The following is a 24,498-nucleotide window of genomic DNA, read 5'->3' as shown; positions in this document are numbered from 1 at the left end:
CGGGCGCGGCCGTGGCGACCGCAGCGGTCGACGTGTGGGCGCGCGGCGTCTCATCCGCATCGTCGATATCGGACTCGTCGAAGAGTGCGACCTCCACGACCACCACGATCTCATCGACGGCACCGGCCACGGCGACGCCCGCGGAAGCTGTTGCGAGCTCATCGTCGGCGGGCATCTCGAACAGCGGCACCTCGATAATCGACATGCTCGTAGTCTGCCCTGAGCCACCGACCTCAGCGCTCACCGACACTCGCCAACCACTGATCGCGTGAGCGGCGGGTCGAGCGTCAGCGACCCTCCTGCTCCTCCACGCGCTGACCCACGTGCAGCCAATAGAACGCCTGCGTACCGAAGGTGAGCGTGACCTGGCCGCTCTCGTCGAACGAGGGGAACTCACCGTGCCCGAACAGGTCGAACAGTCTGCGGCCCGCGAACTCCGGCGCAGTGATCGTGGCCGACACAGGGTTGTGCGAGAAGCTGAACACGCAGAGCACGTCTTCGGGACCGTCACCGAAGTACGCGCCCGAACCCTCGTAGGAGCGCACGAAGGCGAGCACCGACTCGTGGTCGGAGTTCACGACCTCCATCGACCCCAACCCGAACGTCGGATGAGCCTTGCGAACGTGGATGACGTTGCGCACCCAGTGCAGCAGCGACCGCGACTGCGCCAGCTGCGACTCCACGTTCACCAGGTTGTAGTTGTAGACGAGCGACTGCACCACGGGCAGGTACAGCTTGCCCGGGTCGGCGGTGGAGAACCCGGCGTTGCGGTCGGGGGTCCACTGCATGGGCGTGCGCGAGGAGTCGCGGTCGGGCAGCCAGATGTTGTCGCCCATGCCGATCTCGTCGCCGTAGTACAGAAACGGCGAGCCCGGCAGCGCGAAGAGCAGCGCGTGCGCCAGTTCGAGCTCGGCACGCGAGTTGTCGAGCAGCGGCGCGAGACGGCGCCGGATGCCGATGTTCGAGCGCATCCGGGGGTCGTAGGCGTACCAGCCGTACATCGCCTGCCGGTATTCCTCCGACACCATCTCGAGGGTCAGCTCGTCGTGGTTGCGGAGGAAGACGCCCCACGCCGCGCCCTCGGGGATGTCCGTCGTCTCCGAGAGCACCCGGATCAGCTCGTCGGCCTTCTGCGACCGCAGGGAGTAGAAGATGCGCGGCATCACGGGGAAGTCGAAGGCCATGTGGCACTCCGGCTCCTCCTCGCTGCCGAAGAAGGCGGCCACCTCGCGCGGCCACTGATTGGCCTCGGCCACGAGCATCCGGCCGGGGTACTCGTTGTCGATCATCTCCCGCAGCTTCACGATGAACTCGTGGGTCTTCGGCTCGCCCTCGCCGTTGCCCTCATCCGATTCGTAGAGGTAGGGGATGGCGTCGAGCCGGATGCCGTCGACCCCCATGTCGAACCAGAACCGCACCGTGTCGAAGATGGCATCGTGCACGGCCGGGTTCTCGAAGTTGAGGTCGGGCTGGTGCGAGAAGAAGCGGTGCCAGAAGAACTGCCGGCGCACCGGATCGAACGTCCAGTTCGACTCCTCCGTGTCGACGAAGATCACGCGGATGTTCTCGTACTTGTCGTCGGTGTCGCTCCACACGTAGAAGTCGCCGAACGGCCCGTCGGGGTCTTCACGCGACTGCTGGAACCAGTCGTGCTGATCGGAGGTGTGATTGAGCGGGAAGTCGATGATGATGCGCATGTTGCGCTCGTGCGCCTTCGTGACGAGGTCGCGGAACTCCTCGACCGTGCCGTAGTCGGGCAGCACCGCGGTGAAGTCGGAGACGTCGTACCCGCCGTCGCGCATGGGCGACTGGAAGAAGGGCGGAAGCCAGAGCGCGTCGATGCCGAGCCACTGCAGGTAGTCGAGCTTCGAGATGAGGCCGGCGATGTCGCCGAAGCCGTCGCCGTTCGAATCCACGAAGGAGCGGATCATCACTTCGTAGAACACCGACCGTTTGTACCACTGCGTGTCGAGCGTGAGCCCTGGCATCTGGATCGGGGCGGTGTAGTTCACGTGGGTCCCTCCGGGGTGGCTGACGGACTGCGTTTTCCGCACATCTGTCCTCACGCTAGCCCAAGCAGCCGGATGCGGCCCGTCTATGCTTGAGCGGATGACCGTCGCCTCGCCTTACGCCGTCGAACTCTCCCGGCTCCCCGTGACCACCAGGGTGGTGCCGGTACTCGGGAGCGACACCCATGTCTGGGAGTACGGCGCATCCGGAACCGACGCGGACGCCCGTCGCGACGCCGAGACGGTGATCATGGTCATCCACGGCTACCGCGGCGACCACCACGGGCTCGAGCCGATCATCGCCCAGCTCGGCGCCCCCGGGCTGCGGATGGTGGCCCCCGACCTGCCCGGCTTCGGCGACTCCGATCCGCTCCGCGCGGGCCACACCGTCGACGACTACGCCGACTGGCTGCGGGCGCTGTGCGCCACCGTGCGCGCCGAGTCGCCGACCGCACGCTTCGTGGTGCTCGGCCACTCGTTCGGTTCGATCATCGTCTCCGCGGCGCTGGCGGGCGAGGGCGCCGCAGCGGGGACAGCGCCGCTCGAGGCTGACGCCGCCATCCTCATCAACCCCATCTCCGCCCCCGCCCTCACGGGGCCCCGTGGCGTGATGACCCGGGTGGCGATCGGCTACTACCAGCTGGCCGCCGCCGTGCCCGAGAAGCTCGGCTACACACTCCTCAGCCTGCCGCTCATGGTGCGCGTGATCAGCATCACGATGGTGAAGACGCACGACCGGCACCTGCGCCGCTGGGTGCACGACCAGCACGACCGCTATTTCAGCGCCTTCGCGAACCGCACGGTGGTGCTCGACGCGTTCCGCGCATCCGTGAGCCACGACGTGAGCGAGTACGCGGCGCGCATCACCGTGCCGACGCTGATGGTCGCCGCCGACAAAGACGACATCACGCCCATGTCGGCGCAGCACGAGGTGCAGGAGGCGATTCCGGATGCGCGGCTCGTCACCATCCACGACGTGGGCCACCTCATTCACTACGAGCGCCCGATCGAAGCGGCAGCGGCCATCCGCTCGTTCCTGGCGGAGCTGTCGTGACCGTCGCCTTCGACTGCCGCTACACCCGCATCGACCGGCACGACGGCATCAGCCGCTACACCGCGGGCATCGTCACCGAGCTAGCGAAGCTGACCGACGTCACCATGATCATCAGCGACGAACGCCAGCTCGCGATGCTGCCCGACCTGCCCTGGGTGAAGGTCTCGGGCCCCACGAGCGTGCGGGAGCCGCTCGTGGCGCTGCAGGTGAACAAGCTCGAGCCCACTGCCGTCATCACCCCCATGCAGACCATGGGCACCTTCGGCCGGCGATATCCGCTCGCCCTCACCGTTCACGACCTCATCTACTACTCGAACCCCACGCCGCCCCGCGACCTGCCCGCCTTCGTGCGCCTGCTGTGGCGGCTCTACCACAAGGCCTGGTGGCCCCAGCGGATGCTCCTCAACGGAGCCGACGCGGTGGTGACCGTCTCCGACACCACCCGCGACCTGATCGCCGATCACCACCTCACGAAGCGGCCCGTGGTGGTGGCCCGCAACGCGGCCGATCTCCCCGACGCAGGGATCGCCGCCGCCGCAGCGGCCGACGCACCCGCCCGCGCGGCCTCCCGGTCGCTCGTGTACATGGGCTCATTCATGCCCTACAAGAACGTCGAGACCCTCGTGCGCGCCGTCGGCGAGCTGCCCGGCTACACGCTGCACCTGCTGAGCAGGGCGTCCGACGCCGACAAGGCGCGCCTTCGAGCGATCGACCCGGATGCCCTGATCGAGTTCCACGACGGTGTCAGCGACGAGGAGTACCACGCGCTGTTGCACCAGGCGACGGCACTCGTGACGGCCTCGCTCGACGAGGGCTTCGGCATCCCGCTCGTCGAGAGCATGGGGTACGGCACGCCCGTCGTGGTGAGCGACATCGCGGTGTTCCGGGAGATCGGGGGAGAGGCGGCCCTCTACGCGCCCGCGAAGGATGCGGCGGCCTTCGCTCGTGCCGTCAAGCGCCTCGAAGACACCGACGAGTGGGCGGCTCGCTCGCGCGTCAGCCGCAGCCAGGCCGAGCAGTTCAGCTGGGCTGCGTCAGCGCGAGTGATAGCGGAGCTCGCATCCGGATTGCAGGATCGATCGCGACGCCGTTGAACTCGGAGATCGACACGTGCCCGCCATCGAGCACGAAGTCGTGCGCCGACCCGTTCGGGATGGCGTGACCCTTCTGGGGCAGCTGCTTCTCGGTGATGAAGCGCACGAGTGAACCGATGACGCCGCCGTGCGAGACCACGATGAGCGATTCATCCGGATGCTCCTCAGCCAGCGCCTCGAGAGCCGGGAGCACCCGCTGCACGACAGCGGAACGGCGCTCACGCCCGGGCACAGGGCCGAGCGGATCGGGGAAGCGCGCGCGGATCTCCTCGGCGTTCAGGCCCTCGACCTCGCCGTAGCTGCGTTCCGCGAGCTCGGGAACGAGCTCGGGGGAACCGAGCCCCACGATCGAGGAGATGATCTCCGCGGTCTCGCGGGCACGGCTCAGGGGACTGGCCACGATGCCGTCCCAGCGGCGCTCGGCGAGCAGGAGCCCGGTCTCGCGGGCCTGCTCCCGGCCGGTGTCGTTGAGGGGCACGTCGGTGGAGCCCTGGATGCGCTTCTGGAAATTCCAGTCGGTCTGGCCGTGCCGCACGAAGGTGAAGGTAGTCATCGCCTTCAAGTCTACGGGCGGCGCACTACGGCAGCAGGCGCGCCGCGAGGGCCGTGAGGGTCTCGGACGTGCCACCGTCGATCTTCACGGTGGCGCGCGAGTCGCCCTTCGTGACACCGCGGTTCACGATCACGATCGGCAGCTTGCGGCGCCGGGCCAGCTCGAGGAGCCGGATGCCCGAGTTCACCACGAGCGAGGAACCGGCGATGAGCAGCGCATCCGAGTCCTTCACCATCGCGGACGCCTCGGAGAACTTCTCGGTGGGCACGAACTCGCCGAAGAACACCACGTCGGGTTTCAAGACGCCGCCGCAGACGGTGCACGCGGGAACCACGAACGACTCGTACTCCGCCACATCCGCGTCGCCGTCGGGCGCCATGCGCACGAGTTCGGGTTCGGAGAGGCTGGGGTTCGATTGGGTGATGCGGTCGGCCACGCTGGCGCGGGCGAAGGTCTGGCCGCAGGTGAGGCAGTTCACGCGGTCCATCGACCCGTGCAGATCCACCAGATGGCGCGTGCCGGCGCGGGCGTGAAGGCCGTCGACGTTCTGCGTGACGACCCCGCGAACGAGGCCTGCCTCTTCGAGCTCGGCGAGAACGCGGTGGCTCGTGTTGGGCTCGGCCGCGTCGAACATGCGCCAGCCGAGATGGCTGCCGGCCCAGTAGCGCTTGCGGTACGAAGGGCTGGCCAAGAACTGGTCGAAGGTCATGGGGTTGCGCTTCGGGGCGCCCTCGCCGCGGTAGTCGGGGATGCCCGAATCGGTGCTGACCCCGGCACCCGTGAGCACCGTGATGCGCTTGCCGGCCAGCAGATCGGCGGCCTGCTCGAGAGCGAGCGCGGCCGTGCTCTCCGACACCGACGACACGAGCGGAACCATGGAACCTCCTCGCCGGCGATTCACGCCGACCTCTGCAGTCTAAACAGCGAAGTTTTCCGGAATGTTTCCGCACTGGCAGAGTGTGGGGTGAATATCCATCTCCTCCCGCCGGAAAGGCCTCCGTGCCCGTCATCCCGATCGACTCGCTCGACCACCCGCTGCTCGCCGACTACGCCGACCTGACGGACGTGGCGTTGCGGCGCATCCTCGAGCCCGCCGGCGGGCTCTACCTGGCCGAGTCGAGCAAGGTGATCGAACGCGCCGTGGCGGCGGGGCACGTACCCCGCTCGGTGCTCCTGCAGGAGAAGTGGCTCGCCGATCTCGCCTGGGTGGCGGAGCGCTTCCCCGAGGTGCCGATCTTCGTGGCGAGCGACGCCCTGCTCGAACAGCTCACGGGGTTTCAGATGCACCGGGGCGCGCTCGCGTCGATGCACCGGCCCGTGCTCCCGGATGCACGGGAGCTGCTGGCCTCCGCCCGTACGGTCGTGGTGCTCGAGGACATCGTCGACCACACCAATGTCGGGGCCGCCTTCCGCTCGGCGGCCGGACTCGGTGCCGACGCTGTGCTCATCTCGCCCCGCTGTGCCGATCCGCTCTACCGGCGCAGCGTCAGGGTGAGCATGGGAACGGTGCTGCAGGTGCCGTGGACGCGGATCGGGGAGTGGAAGGATGCGGCACCGCTGCTGCACGAACTCGGCTTCACCATCGCCGCGCTCGCCCTCGGCGACGACTCGATCCCGCTGCCCGAGTTCACGCAGAACCTGCCCGACCGGGTGGCGATCGTGCTCGGCACGGAGGGCGACGGGCTCAGCCGGCGAGCGCTGGCGGCCGCGGACGTGCGGGTCGAGATCCCGATGCTGCACGGGGTGGATTCGCTGAACGTCGCCTCGGCGGGTGCCGTGGCGCTCTACGCGCTGCGGTACGGCGCGCGAAAAGGGTAGGCACTACTTAGTATGCGCTGAGGCCGCGAGCCAATAGGATTCCCCTACTCGATCCGAGGGAGGCCCGTGATGTCCGGCAAGAACGCTGCTCCGACTGTTCCCACAACGACCGGAGGCAAGGGCCTCGCGGCCGGCACTCTGGGGCTTTTCGGCTCCACGGTGATCGGCCTCGCGTCGACCGCTCCCGTGTACTCGCTGGCGGCCACGATCGGGTTCGTGGTGCTCGCAGTGGGGGCGCAGGCGCCCATCGCGATGATCCTGGCCTTCATCCCGATGTTCCTCACCGCCTCGGCGTACCGCGAGCTCAACCGTGCGGTGCCCGACTGCGGCACGGCGTTCACCTGGGTCACCAAGGCGTTCGGGCCTCGCACCGGATGGCTCGCGGGCTGGGGCGTGGCCGTGGCCGGCATCATCGTGCTGGCGAACCTCGCGCAGATCGGGTCGAAGTACCTGTGGCTGCTCACCAACAACCCCGACCTCTACGACAACACCGTGCTCGTCACCGCGACGGGCGTGGTGTTCATCGCCGCCATGACGTATATCAGTGTGCGCGGGCTGCAGATCGGCGAGAGACTGCAGAACGTGCTGCTCGGCGTGCAGTACGTGGCCCTCATCCTGTTCGTGGTGCTGGCGTTCTGGGCCGTCATCACGGGAACGGCCCCGGAGGGCTCGACGGCGCCGCAGGCCGACTGGTTCAACCCGTTCGCGTTCACCTCGCTGTCGGGCTTCACCGAGGCGATCCTGCTCTGCCTCTTCATCTACTGGGGCTGGGACACCTGCCTCGCCCTCAACGAGGAGACGAAAGATCCGGAGCGCACGCCCGGCCGTGCCGCGGTGCTCTCCACCGTCATCCTGCTGGTCACCTACGTCTCGGTCACCGTGGCGGCCATGTCGTTCGCGGGGCTCGGCGATTCGGGCGTCGGCCTCGGCAACGAGGAGAACTCGGGCGACGTCTTCCTGGCGCTGAAGGATGCGATCTTCGGGCCGTGGGCCTGGCTGCTCGTGATCGCGGTGTGCGTCTCGGCCATCTCGTCGACACAGACCACCATCCTCCCCACCGCACGGGGAACGCTCGCCATGTCGACCTACCGTGCGCTGCCCGAGGCGTTCGGCCGCATCAACCCGAAGTTCCGTACCCCGCGCTTCGCCACCATCTTCATGAGCGTCGTCGCCGTGGTGTTCTACGTGGGCATGACGATCGTGAGCGAGAACATCCTCTCCGACACGATCCTCTCGATCGGTCTGGCCATCGCGTTCTACTACGCGCTCACGAGCTACGCGTGCATCTGGTACTTCCGCAAGGAGATCTTCACCACGGCGCGCAACTTCTTCTTCAAGGGGCTCTTCCCGCTGCTCGGTGGCCTCATGCTCACGGCGGCGTTCATCCAGTCGGCCATCGACATGTACAACCCCGACTACGGCTACACCGTGATCTTCGGCATCGGCGGAGTGTTCGTGGTGGGCGTGGGCTCGCTCGCCCTCGGCGTGGTGCTGATGATCGTCTGGTCGTTCTTCCCGCGGGCGAAGGCGTTCTTCCGCGGCGAGTCCTTGAACATGGACACCGAGGTGCTCGTGCCCGATGAGGATGTTCCGATTGTGCGCTCGGTCGATGGCGGCCTGATGTAGCTGGGCCGGGTGCCCGCGTACGGCCTGTGCCGTCGCTACACATCCACGCCACTTAGGATTGGCGGGTGAGTTCTGCTTCCCGTCGTGCTGTGTATCGGCGGAGGCGGATCGTCGTCGGATGCGTGCTGGCCGTACTGGTGGTCATCGGCGTGTACGTGCCGGTGTCGCTGTTCGCTCCGGTGCCCGCGGCCGTCGCCGTCGTTCCGGATGCGGGTGCCGTGTCATCGGCGGCCACCGCGCTGGCTGCTCCCGGGGCCGGGACGAGCGCGATCGGCATGCCCGCCGATCCGGCCGTGCCGGGTTCCACGCCCGTCACACTCGGGGCGAGCGGCAGCACCGACTCGGTGCCGATCGCGAGCATCACCAAGACCATCACCGCGCTCGTGGTGCTCGATGCCAAGCCCCTGCCCGACGGGACATCCGGGCCCGACCTCACCATGACCGACGCCGACGCGGGCTACCTGGCCGACACCATCGCGGCCGGCGGATCCTGGGCCTCCGTGTACCCCGGCCAGGTTCTCACCGAGCGCCAGGTGCTCGAGATCATGCTGCTCGAATCGGCCAACAACTACAGCGTCACCCTCACCACGTGGGCGTTCGGCTCGGTCGACGCCTATCTCGCCGCCGCAACCGCCTGGCTCGCGGCCCACGACCTCAGCGGCACGGCCGTGGTCGACACGAGCGGCCTCGACCCGGGCTCGCGCAGCACGTCCGCCGACCTCCTCACCATCGCATCGCTCGTCATGGCCGACCCCACACTGGCCGCGATCGTGGGCACGGCGACGGATGTGCTGCCCCAGCTGGGAGAGATCCAGAACACCAACAAGGTGCTCGGTCAGGCGGGCATCGTCGGCATCAAGACCGGCACCACGGATGAGGCGGGCTTCTGTCTGCTGTTCGCCTCGAGCTTCGCCGTGGGCGACCGCACCGTCACGCTCGTGGGTGTCGTGCTGGGCGCGCCGAGCGACGACTCGCTCTACGCCTCCGTGCTCGCCCTTCTGCAGAGCGCCCAGAGCGGCTTCCAGAGCGTCACCGTGGTGACCGCGGGCGACGTCGTGGGCACCTACACCACGGAGTGGGGCGACAGCGCGGATGTCGTGGCCACCGAGTCGGTGCAGGCGACCGTCTGGTCGCAGAGCGACGTGACCCGCACGACCTCGCTCGACACGATCGGCTCGGGCGCATCCGGAGCGGTGGTGGGCAGCGCCGACTATTCACTCAGCGGTATCACCCTCGACCCCGCCACCTACAGCGTGCCGCTCGCCCTCGCGAGCGACCTCCCGGGCCCCGATGCGGCCTGGCGCCTCACGCATCCCGTGCGCTAGGGCCCCGCGCCCTCGTGGGGTCGCACGATTTGTCGCGTGAACGGTGAATTCGCGACAAATCGTGCGACCCCACGAGATGTGGGAGTCAGGGGGCGTCGGGGTGGTGCACGGAGACGGTCTCGGGGGTGGGGCGCTTCGGTGTGATGCCGTCGCCGCTCGAGCGATGCGTGATGCGGCGCACCACCCAGGGCACGAAGTGGGTGCGCGCCCACACGAGGTCGCCGGCACGCGCCTGACGCCAGCTCGTGGGAGGCAGGGGCTCGGGGGCACCGGGCTGCAGGTCGTTGTCGACATTGAGCGATCGCAGCACGAGGCGGGCGATCTCGTGATGACCGAGGGGATTGGGGTGCAGACGGTCCTCGTCCCACATCCGGGGATCCTGGATCTCCTTGAGCCCCCACTGATCGGCCACGATGCAGTCGTGCTTGTCGGCGATCACGCGGAGGTTCTCGTTGTAGATCGCGACCTTGCCGCGGATGCCGCGGAACACGGGAGTGAAGCTCGTGTCGACTCCCGTGAAGATGACCACGGTCGCACCATCACGGCGCAGCTGGCGGATGCCCACCTCGAAGCGCGCGGCGATGTCATCGGGGTCGGTGCCCGGGCGGATGACATCGTTGCCGCCCGCCGAGATCGTGATCAGGTCGGGCTGCAATGCCAGAGCGGGTTCGACCTGCTCCTCGAGGATCTGCTTCAGCAGACGCCCCCGGATGGCCAGGTTCGCATAGGAGAACTCGCCGTCGGCGGTGGTGGCGAGGGTCTCGGCCACCCGGTCGGCCCACCCGCGGAAACCACCGGGGCTGTCGGGCTCCGGATCTCCGATCCCCTCGGTGAACGAGTCTCCGAGAGCGACGTAACGGCGCCAGGGGTGCGGTTGAGACATGATTCTCCTTCCGAGAACACACTATCTCCGGATGTCGAGCCTTACCTCGACGTTGCGGGTGAGCGAAAACCGAGGGCCGTACTCGATGACCCAGGGTGAGCGCGCCGCCGCGGGAGCGACGGCACGCGAACATGTCGCGTCGTGCCGGGCAGGGGCCGGCGCGACCCCTGGACGGCTGCGCCGCGAAGCGGCACAGGCGCCCAGCGCAGCTAGCATGGAACATCGTGACCGATCAGCCGCTCTTCGAACCCGCTCCCGGGACGAGTGCAGCGGGGCACCTCTCGCCGTCGTTTCCGGCGCGAGCGCCGTGGGGTACTGCGGGCCGGCTGCGGGCCTGGCAGGAGGAGGCGCTGACCGCGTACTTCGCCACCGAGCCACGCGACTTCCTCGCCGCCGCGACGCCGGGGGCCGGCAAGACCACGTTCGCCCTGCGCCTCGCCTCCGAGCTGCTGCACCGCCGAACCGTCGACCGTGTGATCGTCGTCGCGCCCACCGAGCACCTGAAGCGCCAGTGGGCGGATGCCGCCGACCGCGCCGGCGTGCGGCTCAACCCGGGCTTCCGCAACAGCGAGTCGCGCTTCGGCCGGCATTTCCACGGGGTGGCGATCACCTACGCGCAGGTCGCGGCCCGCGCATCCCTCCACCGCGAGCTCACGCAGGGTGCGAACACACTGGTCATCCTCGACGAGGTGCACCACGGCGGCGACGCTCTCAGCTGGGGCGATGCCGTGCGCGAGGCGTTCGAGCCGGCCACCCGCCGCCTGTCGCTCACCGGAACGCCCTTCCGCTCCGACACGTCGCCCATTCCGTTCGTGGAGTACGCTCCGGATGAGCACGGCATCCGCGTCTCCCGCAGCGACTACAGCTACGGCTACGGCCGCGCTCTGAAAGACGGCGTGGTTCGCCCGGTGCTCTTCATGGTCTACGCCGGCCACATGCGCTGGCGCACCAAGGTGGGCGACGAGATGGAGGCGCGCCTCGGTGAGGGAAACACCAAAGACATCACGTCGCAGGCCTGGCGAACGGCGCTCGATCCCTCGGGCGACTGGATCCCGCAGGTGCTCGGTGCCGCCGACAAGCGCCTGAGCGAGGTGCGGCAGTCGATCCCGGATGCGGGCGGCCTCGTGATCGCCACCGACCAGACCGTGGCGCGCGCCTACGCCACCATCCTCGAGGCGATCAGCGGGGAGCCCGTCACCGTGGTCCTCTCCGACGAGAAAGAGGCCTCCGACCGCATCGAGTCGTTCTCGAACTCCTCGAAGCGCTGGATGGTGGCCGTGCGCATGGTGTCGGAGGGCGTCGACGTGCCGCGTCTGGCCGTGGGCGTCTACGCGACCAGCGCATCCACCCCGCTGTTCTTCGCACAGGCCGTCGGCCGCTTCGTGCGCGCCCGCCGCCGCGGCGAGACCGCGTCGATCTTCCTGCCGAACGTGCCGTCGCTGATGGCCCTCGCCGAGAAGCTCGAGCTGGAGCGCGACCACGCCCTCGACAAGCGTGACGACGGCTCGAACCCCGACGGCGACTTCTACAACCCCGAAGACGCCATGGTGGCCGCGGCGAACCGCGACGAGAAGGCTTCGGAGGGTCTGACCCAGGAGTTCGACTTCCAGGCCCTCAGCTCGGGTGCAACCTTCGACCGCGTGGTCTACGACGGGGGAGAGTTCGGCTTCGAGGCCGTGGTGGGCAGCGAGGAGGAGCTCGACTTCCTCGGGCTTCCCGGGCTGCTCGAACCCGATCAGGTGAAAGACCTCCTCCAGCACCGCCAGGCGCGTCAGCAGAAGCACGCCAAGACCGGCCGGCCGAGCGCCGACACGCCCGATCAGGGCGGTGTTCCCGCCCCGCTCTACCGCACGCTGAAGGAGCAGCGCAGCCTGCTGAACTCGCTCGTGGGAATCTGGTCGAAGACCTCGAACGAGCCGCACGGCCTCATCCATGCCGAGCTCCGGCGCATCTGCGGCGGCCCGGCCGTGGCCCAGGCCAGCGTCACCCAGCTCCAATCCCGGATCGTGACCGTGCGCCGTTGGATGGGCGCGGCCAACCACTGAGAGGTGCACCATGGCCGAGACTCCGCACCGAGTCGCCGTGCTCGTTCTCGAGGGCGCGAAACCGCTCGATGTGGGCATCCCCGCCCAGGTCTTCTCGGCGCGCCCGAGCATGCCGTACGACGTGCGGGTGTGCGGCGCGGCCCCGGGCGAGGTCTCCGGGGGAGACGGCCTCTCCTACGTCGTGGCCGAGGGCCTCGACGCCCTGGAGCGCGCCGACACGGTCTTCATCCCCGGTTACCGCGATCCGGCCACCACGGAGCCCCCGGATGCCGTCATCGCGGCCCTGATCGCCGCACATTCCCGCGGTGCCCGGCTCGCCGCGATCTCCACCGGAGCCTTCGCCCTCGCCGCGACCGGCCTCCTCGACCGGAGAGGGGCCACCACGCACTGGCACTACACGAGAGCGCTGGCCGAGCGGCATCCACTCGTCCGCGTCGACGAGAACGTGCTGTTCGTCGACGAGGGCACGGTGCTGACCTCGGCGGGAGCCGCATCCGGCATCGACCTCTGCCTGCACCTCGTGCGCCGCGACCACGGCGTGGGGCTCTCGAATCACGTGGCGCGCCGCTTGGTGGCAGCGCCCTACCGGAGCGGTGGGCAGGCCCAATACGTGCCTCGGAGTGTGCCGGAGCCTCTCGGCGACGTCTTCGCGAGCACCCGCGAATGGGCACTCGTGCACCTCGGCGAACCTCTGACGCTGGCGCAGCTCGCCCGAAACGCCGCGGTATCGGAGCGCACCTTCTCTCGGCGCTTCGTGGCCGACACCGGGTACACCCCGATGCAGTGGGTTCTGCGTGCGCGCATCGACGTCGCGCGAGAACTGCTGGAGCGCAGCGATCTCCCCGTCGAGCAGATCGCCCACCGGGTGGGCCTCGGTACGGGGGCGAATCTGCGCCTCCACTTCAAGAAGATCCTCGGCACCTCACCCCAGGAGTACCGGCACACTTTCTCGGCCTGACCCGCCGCGCACTGGCGGGATCCTGGCGCCGGGTGACGCCGATGCTGGCCGGATGCTTGCGAACCCTGTCGAAGGAGCCACTGTCGTGGCATCCACCGCCCACGGAACATGGATGCCGAGACAGACGGTGATGCTCCTCCGCATCGCTTCGAAAGGACATCTCATGACCAGAATCGCCATCAACGGCTTCGGCCGCATCGGCCGCAACACGCTCCGCGCACTCCTCGCCCGCGACAGCTCGCTCGAGGTGGTCGCCATCAACGACCTCACGGATCCGGAGGCGCTCGCGCACCTCCTCCGCTACGACAGCTCCCAGGGGCGGCTGAATCACCCGGTGTCCGTCGACGGTGACGTGCTCGTCGTCGCCGGACGGCGCATCCAGGTGCTCGCGGAACGCGATCCCGCTCAGCTGCCCTGGGCGGAACTCGACATCGACGTCGCCCTCGAATCGACGGGCCGGTTCACCTCCGCTGGCGCGGCGGGCGCCCATCTCCAGGCGGGCGCGAAGCGCGTGCTCGTGAGCGCCCCGGCCGACGGCGCCGACGTGACGCTCGCCTATGGCGTCAACACCGCCGCTTACGATCCGGCCCGTCATCGCATCGTGTCGAATGCGTCGTGCACCACGAACGCCCTGGCGCCCTTGGCCGCGGTGCTCGACGAGCTCGCGGGGATCGAGCACGGGTTCATGACCACGGTTCATGCCTACACTCAGGAGCAGAACCTGCAGGACGGTCCGCACCGCGACCTCCGTCGCGCTCGTGCCGCCGGTGTGAACATCGTTCCCACAACCACGGGGGCCGCCAAGGCCATCGGTCTCGTGCTGCCGCAGCTCGACGGCAAGCTCTCGGGCGACTCCATCCGCGTGCCGGTGCCCGTGGGGTCGATCGTCGAGCTCAACACCACGGTGACTCGCGACGTCACCCGCGATGAGGTGCTCGCCGCCTACCGCGCTGCCGCCGAGGGGTGGCTGGCCGGCATCCTGGAATACACGAGCGATGCGCTGGTGTCGAGCGACATCACGGGCAACCCGTCGTCGGCGATCTTCGACTCCGCCCTCACCCGGGTCGACGGGCGCCACGTGAAGGTCGTGGCCTGGTACGACAACGAGTGGGGCTTCTCCAACCGCGTCGTCGACAGTCTCGCCCTCCTCGGCCGCGACTGACCGCTCGGTTGCGGTGGCCCGTGCCCCACGAACGCGGGGTCACGGCCACCGCGCCGCGGGGCATCCGCCGTGCCACTATGGCTGGATGACGACCGAGACCGCTGCTGCTCCCGATGCTCCCACCGCGAAGGAGCGAACCTTCTTCGGCCAGCCCTTCTCGCTCGTGCACGTGTTCGGCGTGGAGATGTGGGAGCGGTTCTCGTTCTACGGCATGCAGGGCATCCTGCTGCTCTACATGTTCTACTCCGCGGCCGAGGGCGGCCTCGGCATCCCGAAGCCCGTGGCGGTGGGGATCATCGGCGCCTACGGCGGATCGGTGTACCTCGCCACCATCCTCGGCGCCTGGATCGCCGACCGGCTGCTCGGCTCGGAGCGCACGCTGTTCTTCAGCGCCATCGTGGTGATGGCCGGCCATGTCGCTCTCGCGCTGCTCCCCGGTCTCGTGGGCCTGGGGGCGGGCCTCATCCTCATCGCCCTGGGCTCCGGCGGCGTCAAGGCGAACGCCACCTCGGTGGTGGGAACCCTCTACTCCGAAGACGATGTGCGCCGCGATGCAGGATTCTCGATCTTCTACCTCGGGATCAACCTCGGTGCCTTCTTCGGCCCGTTGCTCACGGGCCTCCTCCAGAGCACCGTCGGCTTCCACTGGGGCTTCGGTCTCGCGGCCGTCGGCATGGCCATCGGTCTCACGCAGTACTCCTTCGGGCGGCGCTCCCTGCCCGCCGAGTCGAAGACCGTACCGAACCCGCTCCCGCGCAACCACCGTCTGCTGATGATCGGCATCGGTGTGGTGGCGGTGCTCGTGGTGGTGGCCGCCGTGCTGATCGGCCTCCTCAACGCCGACAACCTCGCGGATGCGGTCGCCCTGGTCACACTGGCCGCCTCGATCGCGCTGTTCGCGCTCATCCTGTCGAGCAGGAAGCTCGAGAAGGTCGAGCGCAGCCGGGTGATCTCCTTCATCCCGATGTTCATCACCAGTGTGGCGTTCTGGGCGCTCTACCAGCAGCAGTTCACGGTGGTGACCCTCTATGCGAACGACCGGCTCAACCTCGACATCTTCGGGTGGGACATGCCGGTGGCCTGGGTGCAGTCGATCAACCCGATCTTCATCATCATCCTCTCGGGCGTCTTCGCCGCGATCTGGACCAAGTGGGGCGCCCGCCAGCCGGCGACCCCCTACAAGTTCGCGGCCGCCGCGGCCGTGATGGGCATCGCGTTCCTGCTGTTCATCCCGTTCTCCGGCACCGGAGCACACGGAACCCCGCTGCTCGCCCTCGTCGGCATCCTCTTCGTGTTCACGATCGCCGAGCTGCTGCTGTCGCCCGTGGGGCTGTCGCTGTCGACGAAGCTCGCGCCGAAGGCCTTCCACACCCAGATGGTGGCTCTGTTCTTCCTCTCGATCGCCCTCGGCACCGCCCTGTCGGGAATCCTCGCGGGGTTCTACAACGAATCCAATGAGATCCCCTACTTCGCCATCTCCGGGCTCGCGGCGATCGCCGTCGGCGGAGCGCTCGTGGCCGTCACCCCCTGGGTGCGCCGCACAATGGCAGGCGTGAGGTAGCCGGATGCTCGGAACACTCGACGAGGTCGTGTTCGACTGCGCCGACCCGGTGACGCTCTCGGCCTTCTGGCACGAGGTGTTCGGCGGCAGCGCACCCGTTCACCGCCGCGCGGACTGGTCGTACTTCGACACGCCCGCCGGTCTGCGGATCGCCTTCCAGCGGGTCCCCGAGGGCAAGTCCGCCAAGAACCGCCTTCACCTCGACGTGGCGGTGGCCGATGTGCCGGCCGCCGCAGCCGCGGCCGTGGCGCTGGGGGCGTCGCTCGTGGGCGAGTTGCATTCGGACTCCGTGGGCACCTTCCAGGTGCTGCACGACCCCGAAGGCAACGAGTGGTGCGTGGTGAAGCCCGCCTGACGCCTGACTCCTACGCGCCGCCGAAGCGTTCGGTTCGGATCGTCATCGGGTCGACACCCGAGGCTACGAGCGCGTCGGAGGCGAGCTCGACGAAGCGCGTGGGGCCGCAGATGTAGGTGGAGGGGGCAGCCGCACCCGCGCCGGATGCCGCGGTGCCCGCATCCGCCCACTCCGTGATGCGCGCCGCATCGAGACGCCCGAGGGTGCCCTGCCACGCCGGAGGGGCGTGCCGGGTGTACTGGATGGTCACCTCGCCGCCGGCCGACGCCGTGAGCGACTCCAGCTCGTCGCGGAAGTAGACGAACTCGGGGGAGCGCACCGAGTAGAGCAGGCTCACCGGCGCGGTGTTGCCCGAGGCGATGTGCGTGCGGAGGATGGAGACCAGGGGAGCGACCCCCGATCCGCCGCCGATCATGCGGATCGGCTCCTGCTGCTCCGGTCGCCACACGAACCAGCCGCCCAGCGGGCCGATCACCTCGAGCTGATCGCCCACCGAGATGCCGCGCACGAGGTACGGAGACACCTCGCCGTCGGGCATGAGTTCGACGCTCACGGCGGCGAGCTCGTCGGACGCCGCCGACGACAGCGAGTAGGAGCGCGCGGCCTGGTAGCCGTCGGGCGCCGTGAGGCGGATGTCGATGTGCTGGCCGGCCAGCGCTCCCGCCCATCCGGGGATGCGCAGCATCAGCGTGCGCGCGGTCGGCGTCTCCTCGTGGATCGCGACGACGTCGGCGACCTCCCACTTCATCGGCATCCTACGAATCGTAGTAGTAGCGCTGCTCTTTCCACGGGTCGCCGTAGGCGTGATACCCGTTGACCTCCCAGAAGCCCAGCTCGTCGGTCTCGTGCATCGTGAGCCCCGTGATCCACTTGGCGCTCTTCCAGAAGTACAGGTGCGGCACGAGCAGCCTCGCCGGGCCACCGTGCTCGGGGTCGAGCGGTTCGCCACCGAACTCGAACGCCACCCACGCCTTGCCGTCGAGAAGGTCTTCCAGCGGCACGTTGGTGGTGTACCCGCCGTAGGAGTGGGCCATCGTGTAGCCGGCATCCGTCTCCACGTCGGCGAAGAGCGTGTCGAGCGACACGCCCCGCCAGGAGGTACCGAACTTCGACCAGCGGGTGACGCAGTGGATGTCGGTGTCGACCGTCTCGATCGGCAGGGCCATGAACTCGTCCCACGTCCAGCGCTTGACGTCGCCCGATTCGTTCGTGATCGAGAACTGCCACTCACCGGCATGGATGTTCGGGGTGGGCCCGGCGGAGAGCACGGGGAAGTCCTTCGTCTCGTACTGCCCCGGGGGGAGTTTCGGATCGGCCTCGCGATGCTTGCCGAAGAAACCCGGTGTGACGATTCCCATGGTGCTCCCTCCCGACGGTATCTGCCCAGCCTACGCGGACGAGGCCTGTCGATGGGGGCCCTGACAGGGTTGGAATCCCGGCTTAACGACAGGAAGACCTGGTCTCTCGACCAGGTCTTCCGCACTGTCTCAACCAGTGTCTCCGAGGGGGGACTTGAACCCCCACGCCCTATACGGGCACTAGCACCTCAAGCTAGCGCGTCTGCCATTTCCGCCACCCGGAGTGGGATTGAAGCTTTTTGATCGCTCAACCAGCCAAGGAAAGACAATAGCACGGATGCGGAGCCGTCGAATCACCATCGCCACGAGCGGCCGATCGGCGCGGGCGGGTACCGTGAGAGTCATGACCGGTACTCCTCCGAACGACGATCTCGACCTCACCACCAGGATCGCGCGCGACCTCATCCGGCTCGACACGAGCAATTACGGCGAGGGCCGGTCGAACGGCGAGACGGAGGCGGCCGAGTACCTCGCGGCTCACCTCGAGCGGCTGGGACTCACCGTTCGACGCTTCGACGCCGCCCCCGGGCGCACGAGCATCGTCACCCGGGTGCCGGGTGCGAACTCGTCGAAGCCCGCTCTCGTGGTGCACGGCCACACCGACGTCGTGCCCGCCATCGCCGACGACTGGTCGGTCGATCCTTTCGGCGGCGTGATCAAAGACGGCATGCTCTGGGGCCGCGGTGCGGTGGACATGAAGAACATGGATGCGATGATCGTCACCGCTCTCGACCGCATCCTGTCGTCGGGGCGGCAGCCCGAGCGCGATCTGGTGGTCGCGTTCTTCGCCGACGAGGAGAACGGGGGCGTCTTCGGCTCCCACCCCGTGGTGATGCAGCATCCGGAGTTCTTCGACGGCGCCACCGAAGCCATCAGCGAGGTGGGCGGGTACTCGATCGACCTCGACGGCAAGCGGGCCTACCTCGTGCAGACGGGCGAGAAGGCCCTGATCTGGATGAAACTGGTCGCCCGGGGCACGGCGGGTCACGGTTCGCAGATCAACCACGAGAACGCCGTGACCCGCCTCGCCCGTGCCGTGGCCGCGCTGGGCAGCCGGGAATGGCCCGTGCACCTCACCCAGACCACGCGCGTGCTGCTCGACCGGGTCGCCGCCATCCTCGGCAAAGACCCGCAGCAGATGAGCCCGGATGACATCGCCATCGCCACCGGCACGGCCTCGCGCTTCATCACGGCCACCCTGCGCACCACCGCGAACCCCACCGGCCTCACCGCGGGCTACAAGCACAACGTCATTCCTGATCGGGCCGAGGCCATGGTCGACGTGCGGGTGCTGCCCGGGCACGAGGACGAGGTGATGGCCGAGATCCGCGAGATCGTGGGCGACGACATCGAGATCGTGGTGTCGCACCAGGACATCGGACTCGAGACCACCTTCGACGGCGAGCTGGTCGACGCCATGATCGGCAGTCTGCAGCGTCACGACCCGGGCGCCGAGGTGCTTCCCTACCTGCTCTCGGGCGGCACCGACAACAAGGCGCTGAGCCTGCTGGGCATCCGCGGATTCGGCTTCGCGCCGCTGCAGCTGCCCGCTGCTCTCGACTTCCCGGGAATGTTCCACGGCGTGGACGAGCGGGTGCCGATCGACGCGCTAGGGTTTGGCTCAGACGTTCTGACCGATCTGCTGCTGCGCTACTGACGACGCGGTTCCGCGAACTTACCTCCGCCTCATCCGCTTCATCCGCTAAGGGAGCCCATGGACTTTCTCAACGCCGTCATCCTCGGATTCGTTCAGGGTCTCACCGAGTTCCTGCCGATCTCGTCGAGCGCTCACCTGCGTATCCTGGGCGAGTTCCTGCCGGGCGCCAAAGATCCGGGTGCGGCGTTCACCGCCATCACGCAGCTCGGTACCGAGACCGCGGTCGTGGTGTTCTTCTGGCGCGACATCGTGCGCATCGTGTCGCGCTGGGCGAAGTCGCTGGTCGGGCGGGTGCCGCGGAACGACCCGGATGCGCGCATGGGCTGGCTGATCATCGTCGGCTCGATCCCGATCGTGGTCCTCGGCGTGCTGTTCCAGGACCAGATCGAGACCACGCTGCGTTCGCTCTGGATCGTGGCGGCCACCCTGATCGGCTTCGGCATCCTGCTCGGCATCGCCGACTGGGTGGGGGCGAAGAAGCGCCGCCTGAAAGACCTGACCGTGCCGCACGGCATCATCTTCGGGCTCGCCCAGGCACTGGCGCTCATCCCGGGGGTCTCACGGTCGGGCGGCACCATCACGGCCGGACTCTTCATGGGCTACGAGCGCCGTGCAGCGGCCCGCTACTCGTTCCTGCTCGCCATCCCGGCGGTGTTCGGGTCTGGCCTCTATCAGGTGTACAAGAGCATGGGCGAGACCGGCGGCGCGTACGGGCCGCTCGAGACGGTGGTCGCCACGGTGATCGCGTTCGTGGTGGGCCTCGTCGTGATCGCGTTCTTCATGAGCTACATCTCGAAGCGGAGCTTCCTGCCGTTCGTGATCTACCGCATCGTGCTCGGCGTCGTGCTCATCGTGCTGCTGTCCGCCGGAGTGCTGCAGGCCTAATAGGCTTGATCGGTGCGCTCTTGGCCCCGACCCGACGTTCCCACGCTTCCCGGAGCGGGGCCCGTTCCCCGTATCCATGACGACTCCTCGGGGCATTTCCTCGAGAGCGCCGACCGGTCAGCACGAGCCACGCTCTACGTCTGCGGCATCACGCCGTACGACGCCACGCACATCGGCCACGCCTCGACCTATCTGGCCTTCGACACTCTCGTCCGGCTCTGGCACGATGCCGGGCTCGAGGTCGCGTACACGCAGAACGTCACCGACGTCGACGACCCGCTGCTCGAACGCGCCACCGCCACCGGCGTCGACTGGCGTGAGCTCGCGGCGAGCCAGATCGAGCTCTTCCGCACCGACATGGAGGCGCTCGGCGTCATCCCGCCCGACGCCTACATCGGGGTCACCGAGACGATCGACTCCATCGCCGCCGCCGTCGACCAACTCCGAGCGCGTGGCATCGCCTACCAGGTGCCCACGCCCGATGCGAGCGAACCGGATGCGGCCGACTGGTACTTCGACATCGCGGCGGCCGAATCGGCCACGCCGTGGATCCTCGGCTCCGAGAGCGGCCTCGACCGCGCCACGATGACCGCACTCTTCGCCGAGCGCGGGGGAGACCTCGACCGGGAGGGGAAGCGCGACCCGCTCGACCCTCTGCTCTGGCGGGTGGAGCGCGAGGGCGAGCCCGCGTGGGACACCGCATCCGTTCCCCTGATCGGGCGTGGTCGGCCGGGCTGGCACATCGAGTGCTCGGTGATCGCCCGCGAGACCCTCGGCGACACCATCTGCGTGCAGGGAGGCGGGGGAGACCTGGTGTTCCCCCACCACGAGTTCAGCGCGGCCCACGCCACCGCACTCACCGGCGAGCGGTTCGCGCGGGTGAACGCGCACGGCGGTCTTGTGGCCTTCGACGGCGAGAAGATGAGCAAGTCGCTCGGCAATCTCGTTCTCGTGTCGCAGTTGCGCGCGGCGGGCATCGAGCCGGCGGCCATCCGGCTGGCCATCCTCGGGCACCCCTACCGCGATGACTGGGAGTGGCTGCGCGGCGACGAGCAGCTCGCCACCGAGCGGCTCGCCCGCTGGCGTGCCGGCGCTTCCCGCATCGACGCCGACGCCCTCACCGCGGGTCTCGACGAGGATGACGCCCTCGAACTGCTGGCGGGCATCCGCACGCGCCTGCACGACGACCTCGACACGCCGGGCGCCCTCGCGCTCGTCGACGACTGGTTCGATCGCCCCCACTCGGCGGCCTCCACAGCGCTGGCCGCCCGCACCCTCGACGCCCTGCTGGGCATCCGCCTCTGACCCCGGCCCCGTTTCTGGGCGCCCCTCCTGCCAGATCCGTCACTTTTCGCGCGTTCTGCCCCGATTTCGCGCAAAAAGTGACGGATCTGGAGGGGTGAGCGGGCTTGGGTTACTCGCGGCGCCAGGGCTCGTCGCCGGCGCGGCCGTCACCTCGACGGCGGAGGTAGCGCTCGAACTCCTGCGCGATCGCCTCGCCGCTCGCCTCGGGGGAGTCGACCGTGTCGCGCGCCTGCTCCAGCTGCTGGATGTAGGCGGCCATGTCCTCGTCGTCGCCCGCGAGCGCATCGATGCCCGTCTCCCACGCCGCCGACTCGTCGACGAGCTCGCCGCGGTCGATGGTGATGTCGATGAGCTCTTCGACCTTGTCGATCAGCGCGAGCGTCGCCTTGGGCGACGGTGCGTTGTGCACGTAGTGCGGCACGGAGGCCCAGATCGAGATCGTGGGGATGCCCATGCCCTCGGCCGCATCCGCGATGACGCTCAGGATGCCCACGGGGCCCTCGTAGCTGCTGCGCTCGATGTCGAGCTCGGTGCGCACGAGCGGGTTCTCGCTGGTGGCGAACACCGAGATCGGACGGGTGTGCGGCACGTCGGCGAGCATGGCGCCGAGCAGCACGATGCCCGCGATGTCCTCCGCGAGTGCCGTGGCCATGATCTCGGCGGTGAACCGCTGCCAGTTGCGGCTCGGCTCGGAGCCGATGGCCAGGTACACGTGCGAGCCGTCGTCGTTGGGCCCGAACACCGTGGCGCCGGGCCAGACCAGAACGCGCCGGCCCTCCTCGTCGACCGTGACGGTGGGCCGGTTGAACTGGAAGTCGAAGTACTCCTCGGTGTCGACATCCGCGATCTCGACGAGGTCGAGCTGGTCTTTGAGCACGCGAAGCGCGCCGGTGGCCGCTTCCCCCGCGTCGTTCCAGCCCTCGAACGCGACCAGCAGAAGTCGTCCCCTCAGGAATCCTTTGTCTGTCACCGTGATGCGTACCTCACTAGCCTTTCGAGACGACCGCACGGTGCGGGTGCCATCAGATAAGGGTAGCCTGTCGATCTCCCGGGCGAGCCGACGAACTAGACTTGTCGCCCGTGACCGAATCCTTGCCCGCCGCAGTCCTCTGGGACATGGACGGCACCATCGTCGATACCGAGCCCTACTGGATGCGCGCCGAGCACGACATCGTGGAGTCGTTCGGCGGCACCTGGACCGAAGAGGCGGCGAAGACGCTCATCGGCTCCGGCCTCGACCGCAGCGCCAACATTCTGCAGGAGTTCGGCGTCGATCTGCCGGCCGACGTCATCATCGACCGCATGTCCGATGAGGTCATGGCCCAGATCTCGGCCCACGTGCCGTGGCGCCCGGGCGCCCTCGAGCTCCTCACCGCCCTGCACGAGGCCGGAGTGCCCCAGGCTCTCGTCACCATGTCGATCGGCCGCATGGCCCGGCACGTGGCCGACCACATCCCGTTCGAGGCCTTCTCCGCCATCGTGTCGGCCGATGATGTCGTGAACAGCAAGCCGCATCCGGAGGCCTACCTCCTCGCGGCGGCGCTCCTCGGCGTCGAGATCGAGCAGTGCGTGGCCATCGAGGACTCGGTCACCGGGGTCACCTCGGCCGTCGCATCCGGTGCCGCCGTGATCGGCGTGGAACACCTGCTGAACCTCGACGACTCGGGCGCGCTGCACATCTGGCAGACGCTCGGGGGGCGCACTCCGGCCGATCTCTCGGCGGTGCTCGCCGAGGTGCGTTCCGCGCACACGCCCGTCGCGACAGGGGAGCACTCATGACAGCGCAGTACAGCGGACCGTTCCGCGAGGGCGACCGCGTTCAGCTCACCGGCCCCAAGGGCAAGCTCAACAGCATCACACTCGAGTCGGGCAAGGTGTTCCACACCCACCGCGGCTTCATCGACCACGACGCGCTGATCGGGCTGCCCGACGGCTCGGTGGTGAGCAACTCCGTGGGCGTCGAGCACCTGGCGCTGCGCCCTCTGCTCACCGACTTCGTGATGTCGATGCCGCGCGGGGCGGCCATCATCTACCCGAAGGATGCGGCGCAGATCCTCGCGCAGGCCGACATCTTCCCCGGCGCCACCGTGGTGGAGGCGGGTGTCGGATCCGGCGCCCTCTCGCTCTGGCTGCTGCGCGCCATCGGTCCCGAAGGCCGGCTCTCGAGCTTCGAGCGCCGCGACGAGTTCGCGGATGTGGCTCGCGCCAACGTGGCCGCCTACTTCGGTCACGTGCCCGACGGCTGGAGCGTCACGATCGGCGACCTCGCCGAGGCGTTGCCGGAGCAGCATCCTTCTCATTCGGTCGACCGCGTCGTGCTCGACATGCTCGCCCCATGGGAGTGCGTGCCGGCCGTGGCGGCCGCACTCAAGCCCGGCGGTGTGGTGCTCTGCTATGTGGCCACGGTGACTCAGCTCTCGCGGGTGGTCGAGGCCCTTCGCGACGCGGATGCCTTCACCAACCCGGTGCCGAGCGAGACCATGATCCGCGGCTGGCACGTCGAAGGTCTCGCCGTTCGCCCAGACCACCGCATGATCGGCCACACCGGCTTCCTCGTCACCGCCCGCCGCCTTGCTCCGGGCGCCGTGCTGCCGGAGCTCAAACGCCGCGCCTCGAAGACCGATTTCGCCGATGAAGATGTGGAGGCGTGGACCCCCGGCGCTCTCGGCGAGCGGGGCATCAGTGCGAAGAGTCTCCGGAAGCGGGTGCGTGCGGCCACTGCGACAGCGGATGCGGCGCTGGCGCGCGAGGCCCGGGCCGCGGGCGCCCCCGAGACCGACGCCCCACTCGTGGGCGACTCCCAGCCGGGTGCGATTCCGCCCCGCGGCGATGAAATAGACTGAACCCGCT

General features: G+C 68.6%; 22 protein-coding genes and 1 tRNA gene. 15 read left to right on the top strand and 8 right to left on the bottom strand.

The window, feature by feature from the left end:
- Positions 1 to 287: 287 nt before the first annotated feature.
- Complete coding sequence (treS, locus tag EPO52_RS16445; RefSeq protein ID WP_290808754.1) at positions 288 to 2,012, bottom strand: maltose alpha-D-glucosyltransferase; 1,725 nt, start codon at positions 2,010 to 2,012, stop codon at positions 288 to 290.
- A gap of 97 nt (positions 2,013 to 2,109) precedes the next feature.
- Here treS and EPO52_RS16440 point away from each other — a divergent pair, with 97 nt between their 5' ends.
- Together EPO52_RS16440 and EPO52_RS16435 are read left to right on the top strand one after the other, a co-directional pair.
- A complete protein-coding gene (locus EPO52_RS16440) occupies positions 2,110 to 3,063 on the top strand; it encodes an alpha/beta hydrolase (RefSeq protein ID WP_290808752.1) in 954 nt (317 codons plus the stop codon).
- Positions 3,060 to 4,157: a glycosyltransferase family 1 protein gene (locus EPO52_RS16435; RefSeq protein WP_290808750.1), complete on the top strand. Its 1,098-nt coding sequence runs from the start codon at positions 3,060 to 3,062 to the stop codon at positions 4,155 to 4,157. The genes EPO52_RS16440 and EPO52_RS16435 overlap by 4 nt, the downstream gene beginning before the upstream one ends.
- Here EPO52_RS16435 and EPO52_RS16430 read toward each other — a convergent pair.
- Complete coding sequence (locus EPO52_RS16430; protein WP_290808748.1) at positions 4,084 to 4,710, bottom strand: histidine phosphatase family protein; 627 nt, start codon at positions 4,708 to 4,710, stop codon at positions 4,084 to 4,086. The genes EPO52_RS16435 and EPO52_RS16430 overlap by 74 nt on opposite strands.
- 25 nt (positions 4,711 to 4,735) lie before the next feature.
- Positions 4,736 to 5,587 (bottom strand): NAD-dependent protein deacetylase, encoded by an 852-nt coding sequence (locus EPO52_RS16425; RefSeq protein ID WP_290808746.1) that lies wholly within the window; start codon positions 5,585 to 5,587, stop codon positions 4,736 to 4,738.
- A 122-nt stretch (positions 5,588 to 5,709) separates the two neighbouring features.
- Between EPO52_RS16425 and EPO52_RS16420 the strand changes: the two genes are divergently transcribed.
- The 3 genes from EPO52_RS16420 to EPO52_RS16410 all read left to right on the top strand — a co-directional run bounded on the left by EPO52_RS16420 (position 5,710) and on the right by EPO52_RS16410 (position 9,479).
- Positions 5,710 to 6,528, top strand: coding sequence for an RNA methyltransferase (locus tag EPO52_RS16420; RefSeq protein WP_290808743.1), 819 nt, complete (start codon positions 5,710 to 5,712; stop codon positions 6,526 to 6,528).
- A gap of 69 nt (positions 6,529 to 6,597) precedes the next feature.
- On the top strand, positions 6,598 to 8,154 hold the full coding sequence (locus EPO52_RS16415) for an APC family permease (RefSeq protein WP_290808740.1): 1,557 nt from the start codon (positions 6,598 to 6,600) through the stop codon (positions 8,152 to 8,154).
- Between the two features lie 65 nt (positions 8,155 to 8,219).
- Positions 8,220 to 9,479 (top strand): D-alanyl-D-alanine carboxypeptidase, encoded by a 1,260-nt coding sequence (locus EPO52_RS16410; protein ID WP_290808737.1) that lies wholly within the window; start codon positions 8,220 to 8,222, stop codon positions 9,477 to 9,479.
- A gap of 85 nt (positions 9,480 to 9,564) precedes the next feature.
- Here the strand turns inward: EPO52_RS16410 and EPO52_RS16405 are convergent, their stop codons facing one another.
- Positions 9,565 to 10,362 (bottom strand): SGNH/GDSL hydrolase family protein, encoded by a 798-nt coding sequence (locus tag EPO52_RS16405; protein ID WP_290808734.1) that lies wholly within the window; start codon positions 10,360 to 10,362, stop codon positions 9,565 to 9,567.
- 224 nt (positions 10,363 to 10,586) lie between these two features.
- Between EPO52_RS16405 and EPO52_RS16400 the strand changes: the two genes are divergently transcribed.
- From EPO52_RS16400 to EPO52_RS16380, 5 genes are all read left to right on the top strand, one after another.
- A complete protein-coding gene (locus EPO52_RS16400; RefSeq protein ID WP_290808732.1) occupies positions 10,587 to 12,407 on the top strand; it encodes a DEAD/DEAH box helicase in 1,821 nt (606 codons plus the stop codon).
- Positions 12,408 to 12,417: 10 nt separating this feature from the next.
- Positions 12,418 to 13,365, top strand: a complete 948-nt coding sequence (locus tag EPO52_RS16395; RefSeq protein ID WP_290808729.1) for a helix-turn-helix domain-containing protein — start codon at positions 12,418 to 12,420, stop codon at positions 13,363 to 13,365.
- Positions 13,366 to 13,528: 163 nt separating this feature from the next.
- On the top strand, positions 13,529 to 14,527 hold the full coding sequence (gap, locus tag EPO52_RS16390) for a type I glyceraldehyde-3-phosphate dehydrogenase (protein WP_290808725.1): 999 nt from the start codon (positions 13,529 to 13,531) through the stop codon (positions 14,525 to 14,527).
- A gap of 85 nt (positions 14,528 to 14,612) precedes the next feature.
- Positions 14,613 to 16,088: a peptide MFS transporter gene (locus EPO52_RS16385; protein WP_290808722.1), complete on the top strand. Its 1,476-nt coding sequence runs from the start codon at positions 14,613 to 14,615 to the stop codon at positions 16,086 to 16,088.
- 4 nt (positions 16,089 to 16,092) lie between these two features.
- The gene (locus EPO52_RS16380) at positions 16,093 to 16,443 is read left to right on the top strand and encodes a VOC family protein (protein ID WP_290808719.1); all 351 of its coding nucleotides are present in this window, start codon (positions 16,093 to 16,095) and stop codon (positions 16,441 to 16,443) included.
- Between the two features lie 10 nt (positions 16,444 to 16,453).
- Here EPO52_RS16380 and EPO52_RS16375 read toward each other — a convergent pair whose 3' ends face one another.
- The 3 genes from EPO52_RS16375 to EPO52_RS16365 form a co-directional block, all read right to left on the bottom strand.
- On the bottom strand, positions 16,454 to 17,191 hold the full coding sequence (locus EPO52_RS16375) for an FAD-binding oxidoreductase (protein ID WP_290808716.1): 738 nt from the start codon (positions 17,189 to 17,191) through the stop codon (positions 16,454 to 16,456).
- Positions 17,192 to 17,198: 7 nt separating this feature from the next.
- Positions 17,199 to 17,801: a sulfite oxidase-like oxidoreductase gene (locus tag EPO52_RS16370; protein WP_290808714.1), complete on the bottom strand. Its 603-nt coding sequence runs from the start codon at positions 17,799 to 17,801 to the stop codon at positions 17,199 to 17,201.
- 139 nt (positions 17,802 to 17,940) lie between these two features.
- Positions 17,941 to 18,025, bottom strand: a tRNA-Leu gene (locus tag EPO52_RS16365).
- Positions 18,026 to 18,144: 119 nt separating this feature from the next.
- On the opposite strand from EPO52_RS16365, the gene EPO52_RS16360 reads away from it, so the two are divergent.
- The 3 genes from EPO52_RS16360 to mshC are packed head-to-tail and all read left to right on the top strand — an operon-like array spanning position 18,145 to position 21,648.
- Positions 18,145 to 19,458, top strand: coding sequence for a M20/M25/M40 family metallo-hydrolase (locus EPO52_RS16360; RefSeq protein ID WP_290808711.1), 1,314 nt, complete (start codon positions 18,145 to 18,147; stop codon positions 19,456 to 19,458).
- Positions 19,459 to 19,515: 57 nt separating this feature from the next.
- Complete coding sequence (locus EPO52_RS16355; protein ID WP_290808707.1) at positions 19,516 to 20,343, top strand: undecaprenyl-diphosphate phosphatase; 828 nt, start codon at positions 19,516 to 19,518, stop codon at positions 20,341 to 20,343.
- A gap of 12 nt (positions 20,344 to 20,355) precedes the next feature.
- Positions 20,356 to 21,648: a cysteine--1-D-myo-inosityl 2-amino-2-deoxy-alpha-D-glucopyranoside ligase gene (gene mshC, locus EPO52_RS16350; protein WP_290808704.1), complete on the top strand. Its 1,293-nt coding sequence runs from the start codon at positions 20,356 to 20,358 to the stop codon at positions 21,646 to 21,648.
- 109 nt (positions 21,649 to 21,757) lie between these two features.
- Here mshC and EPO52_RS16345 read toward each other — a convergent pair whose 3' ends face one another.
- Positions 21,758 to 22,618 (bottom strand): PAC2 family protein, encoded by an 861-nt coding sequence (locus EPO52_RS16345; RefSeq protein WP_290808701.1) that lies wholly within the window; start codon positions 22,616 to 22,618, stop codon positions 21,758 to 21,760.
- 110 nt (positions 22,619 to 22,728) lie between these two features.
- On the opposite strand from EPO52_RS16345, the gene EPO52_RS16340 reads away from it, so the two are divergent.
- Positions 22,729 to 23,427, top strand: a complete 699-nt coding sequence (locus EPO52_RS16340) for an HAD family phosphatase (protein WP_290808699.1) — start codon at positions 22,729 to 22,731, stop codon at positions 23,425 to 23,427.
- Positions 23,424 to 24,491 carry a tRNA (adenine-N1)-methyltransferase gene (locus EPO52_RS16335; protein WP_290808696.1) on the top strand — a complete coding sequence of 356 codons (1,068 nt, stop codon included), beginning with the start codon at positions 23,424 to 23,426 and terminating at the stop codon, positions 24,489 to 24,491. Before EPO52_RS16340 ends, EPO52_RS16335 begins: the two co-directional genes overlap by 4 nt.
- Positions 24,492 to 24,498 lie beyond the last annotated feature (7 nt).

This window comes from Herbiconiux sp., assembly GCF_004297105.1.
Taxonomy (GTDB): domain Bacteria; phylum Actinomycetota; class Actinomycetes; order Actinomycetales; family Microbacteriaceae; genus Herbiconiux.
The sequence above is the reverse complement of the archived record's forward strand: the minus strand, read 5'-3'. Positions and strand labels throughout refer to the sequence as shown.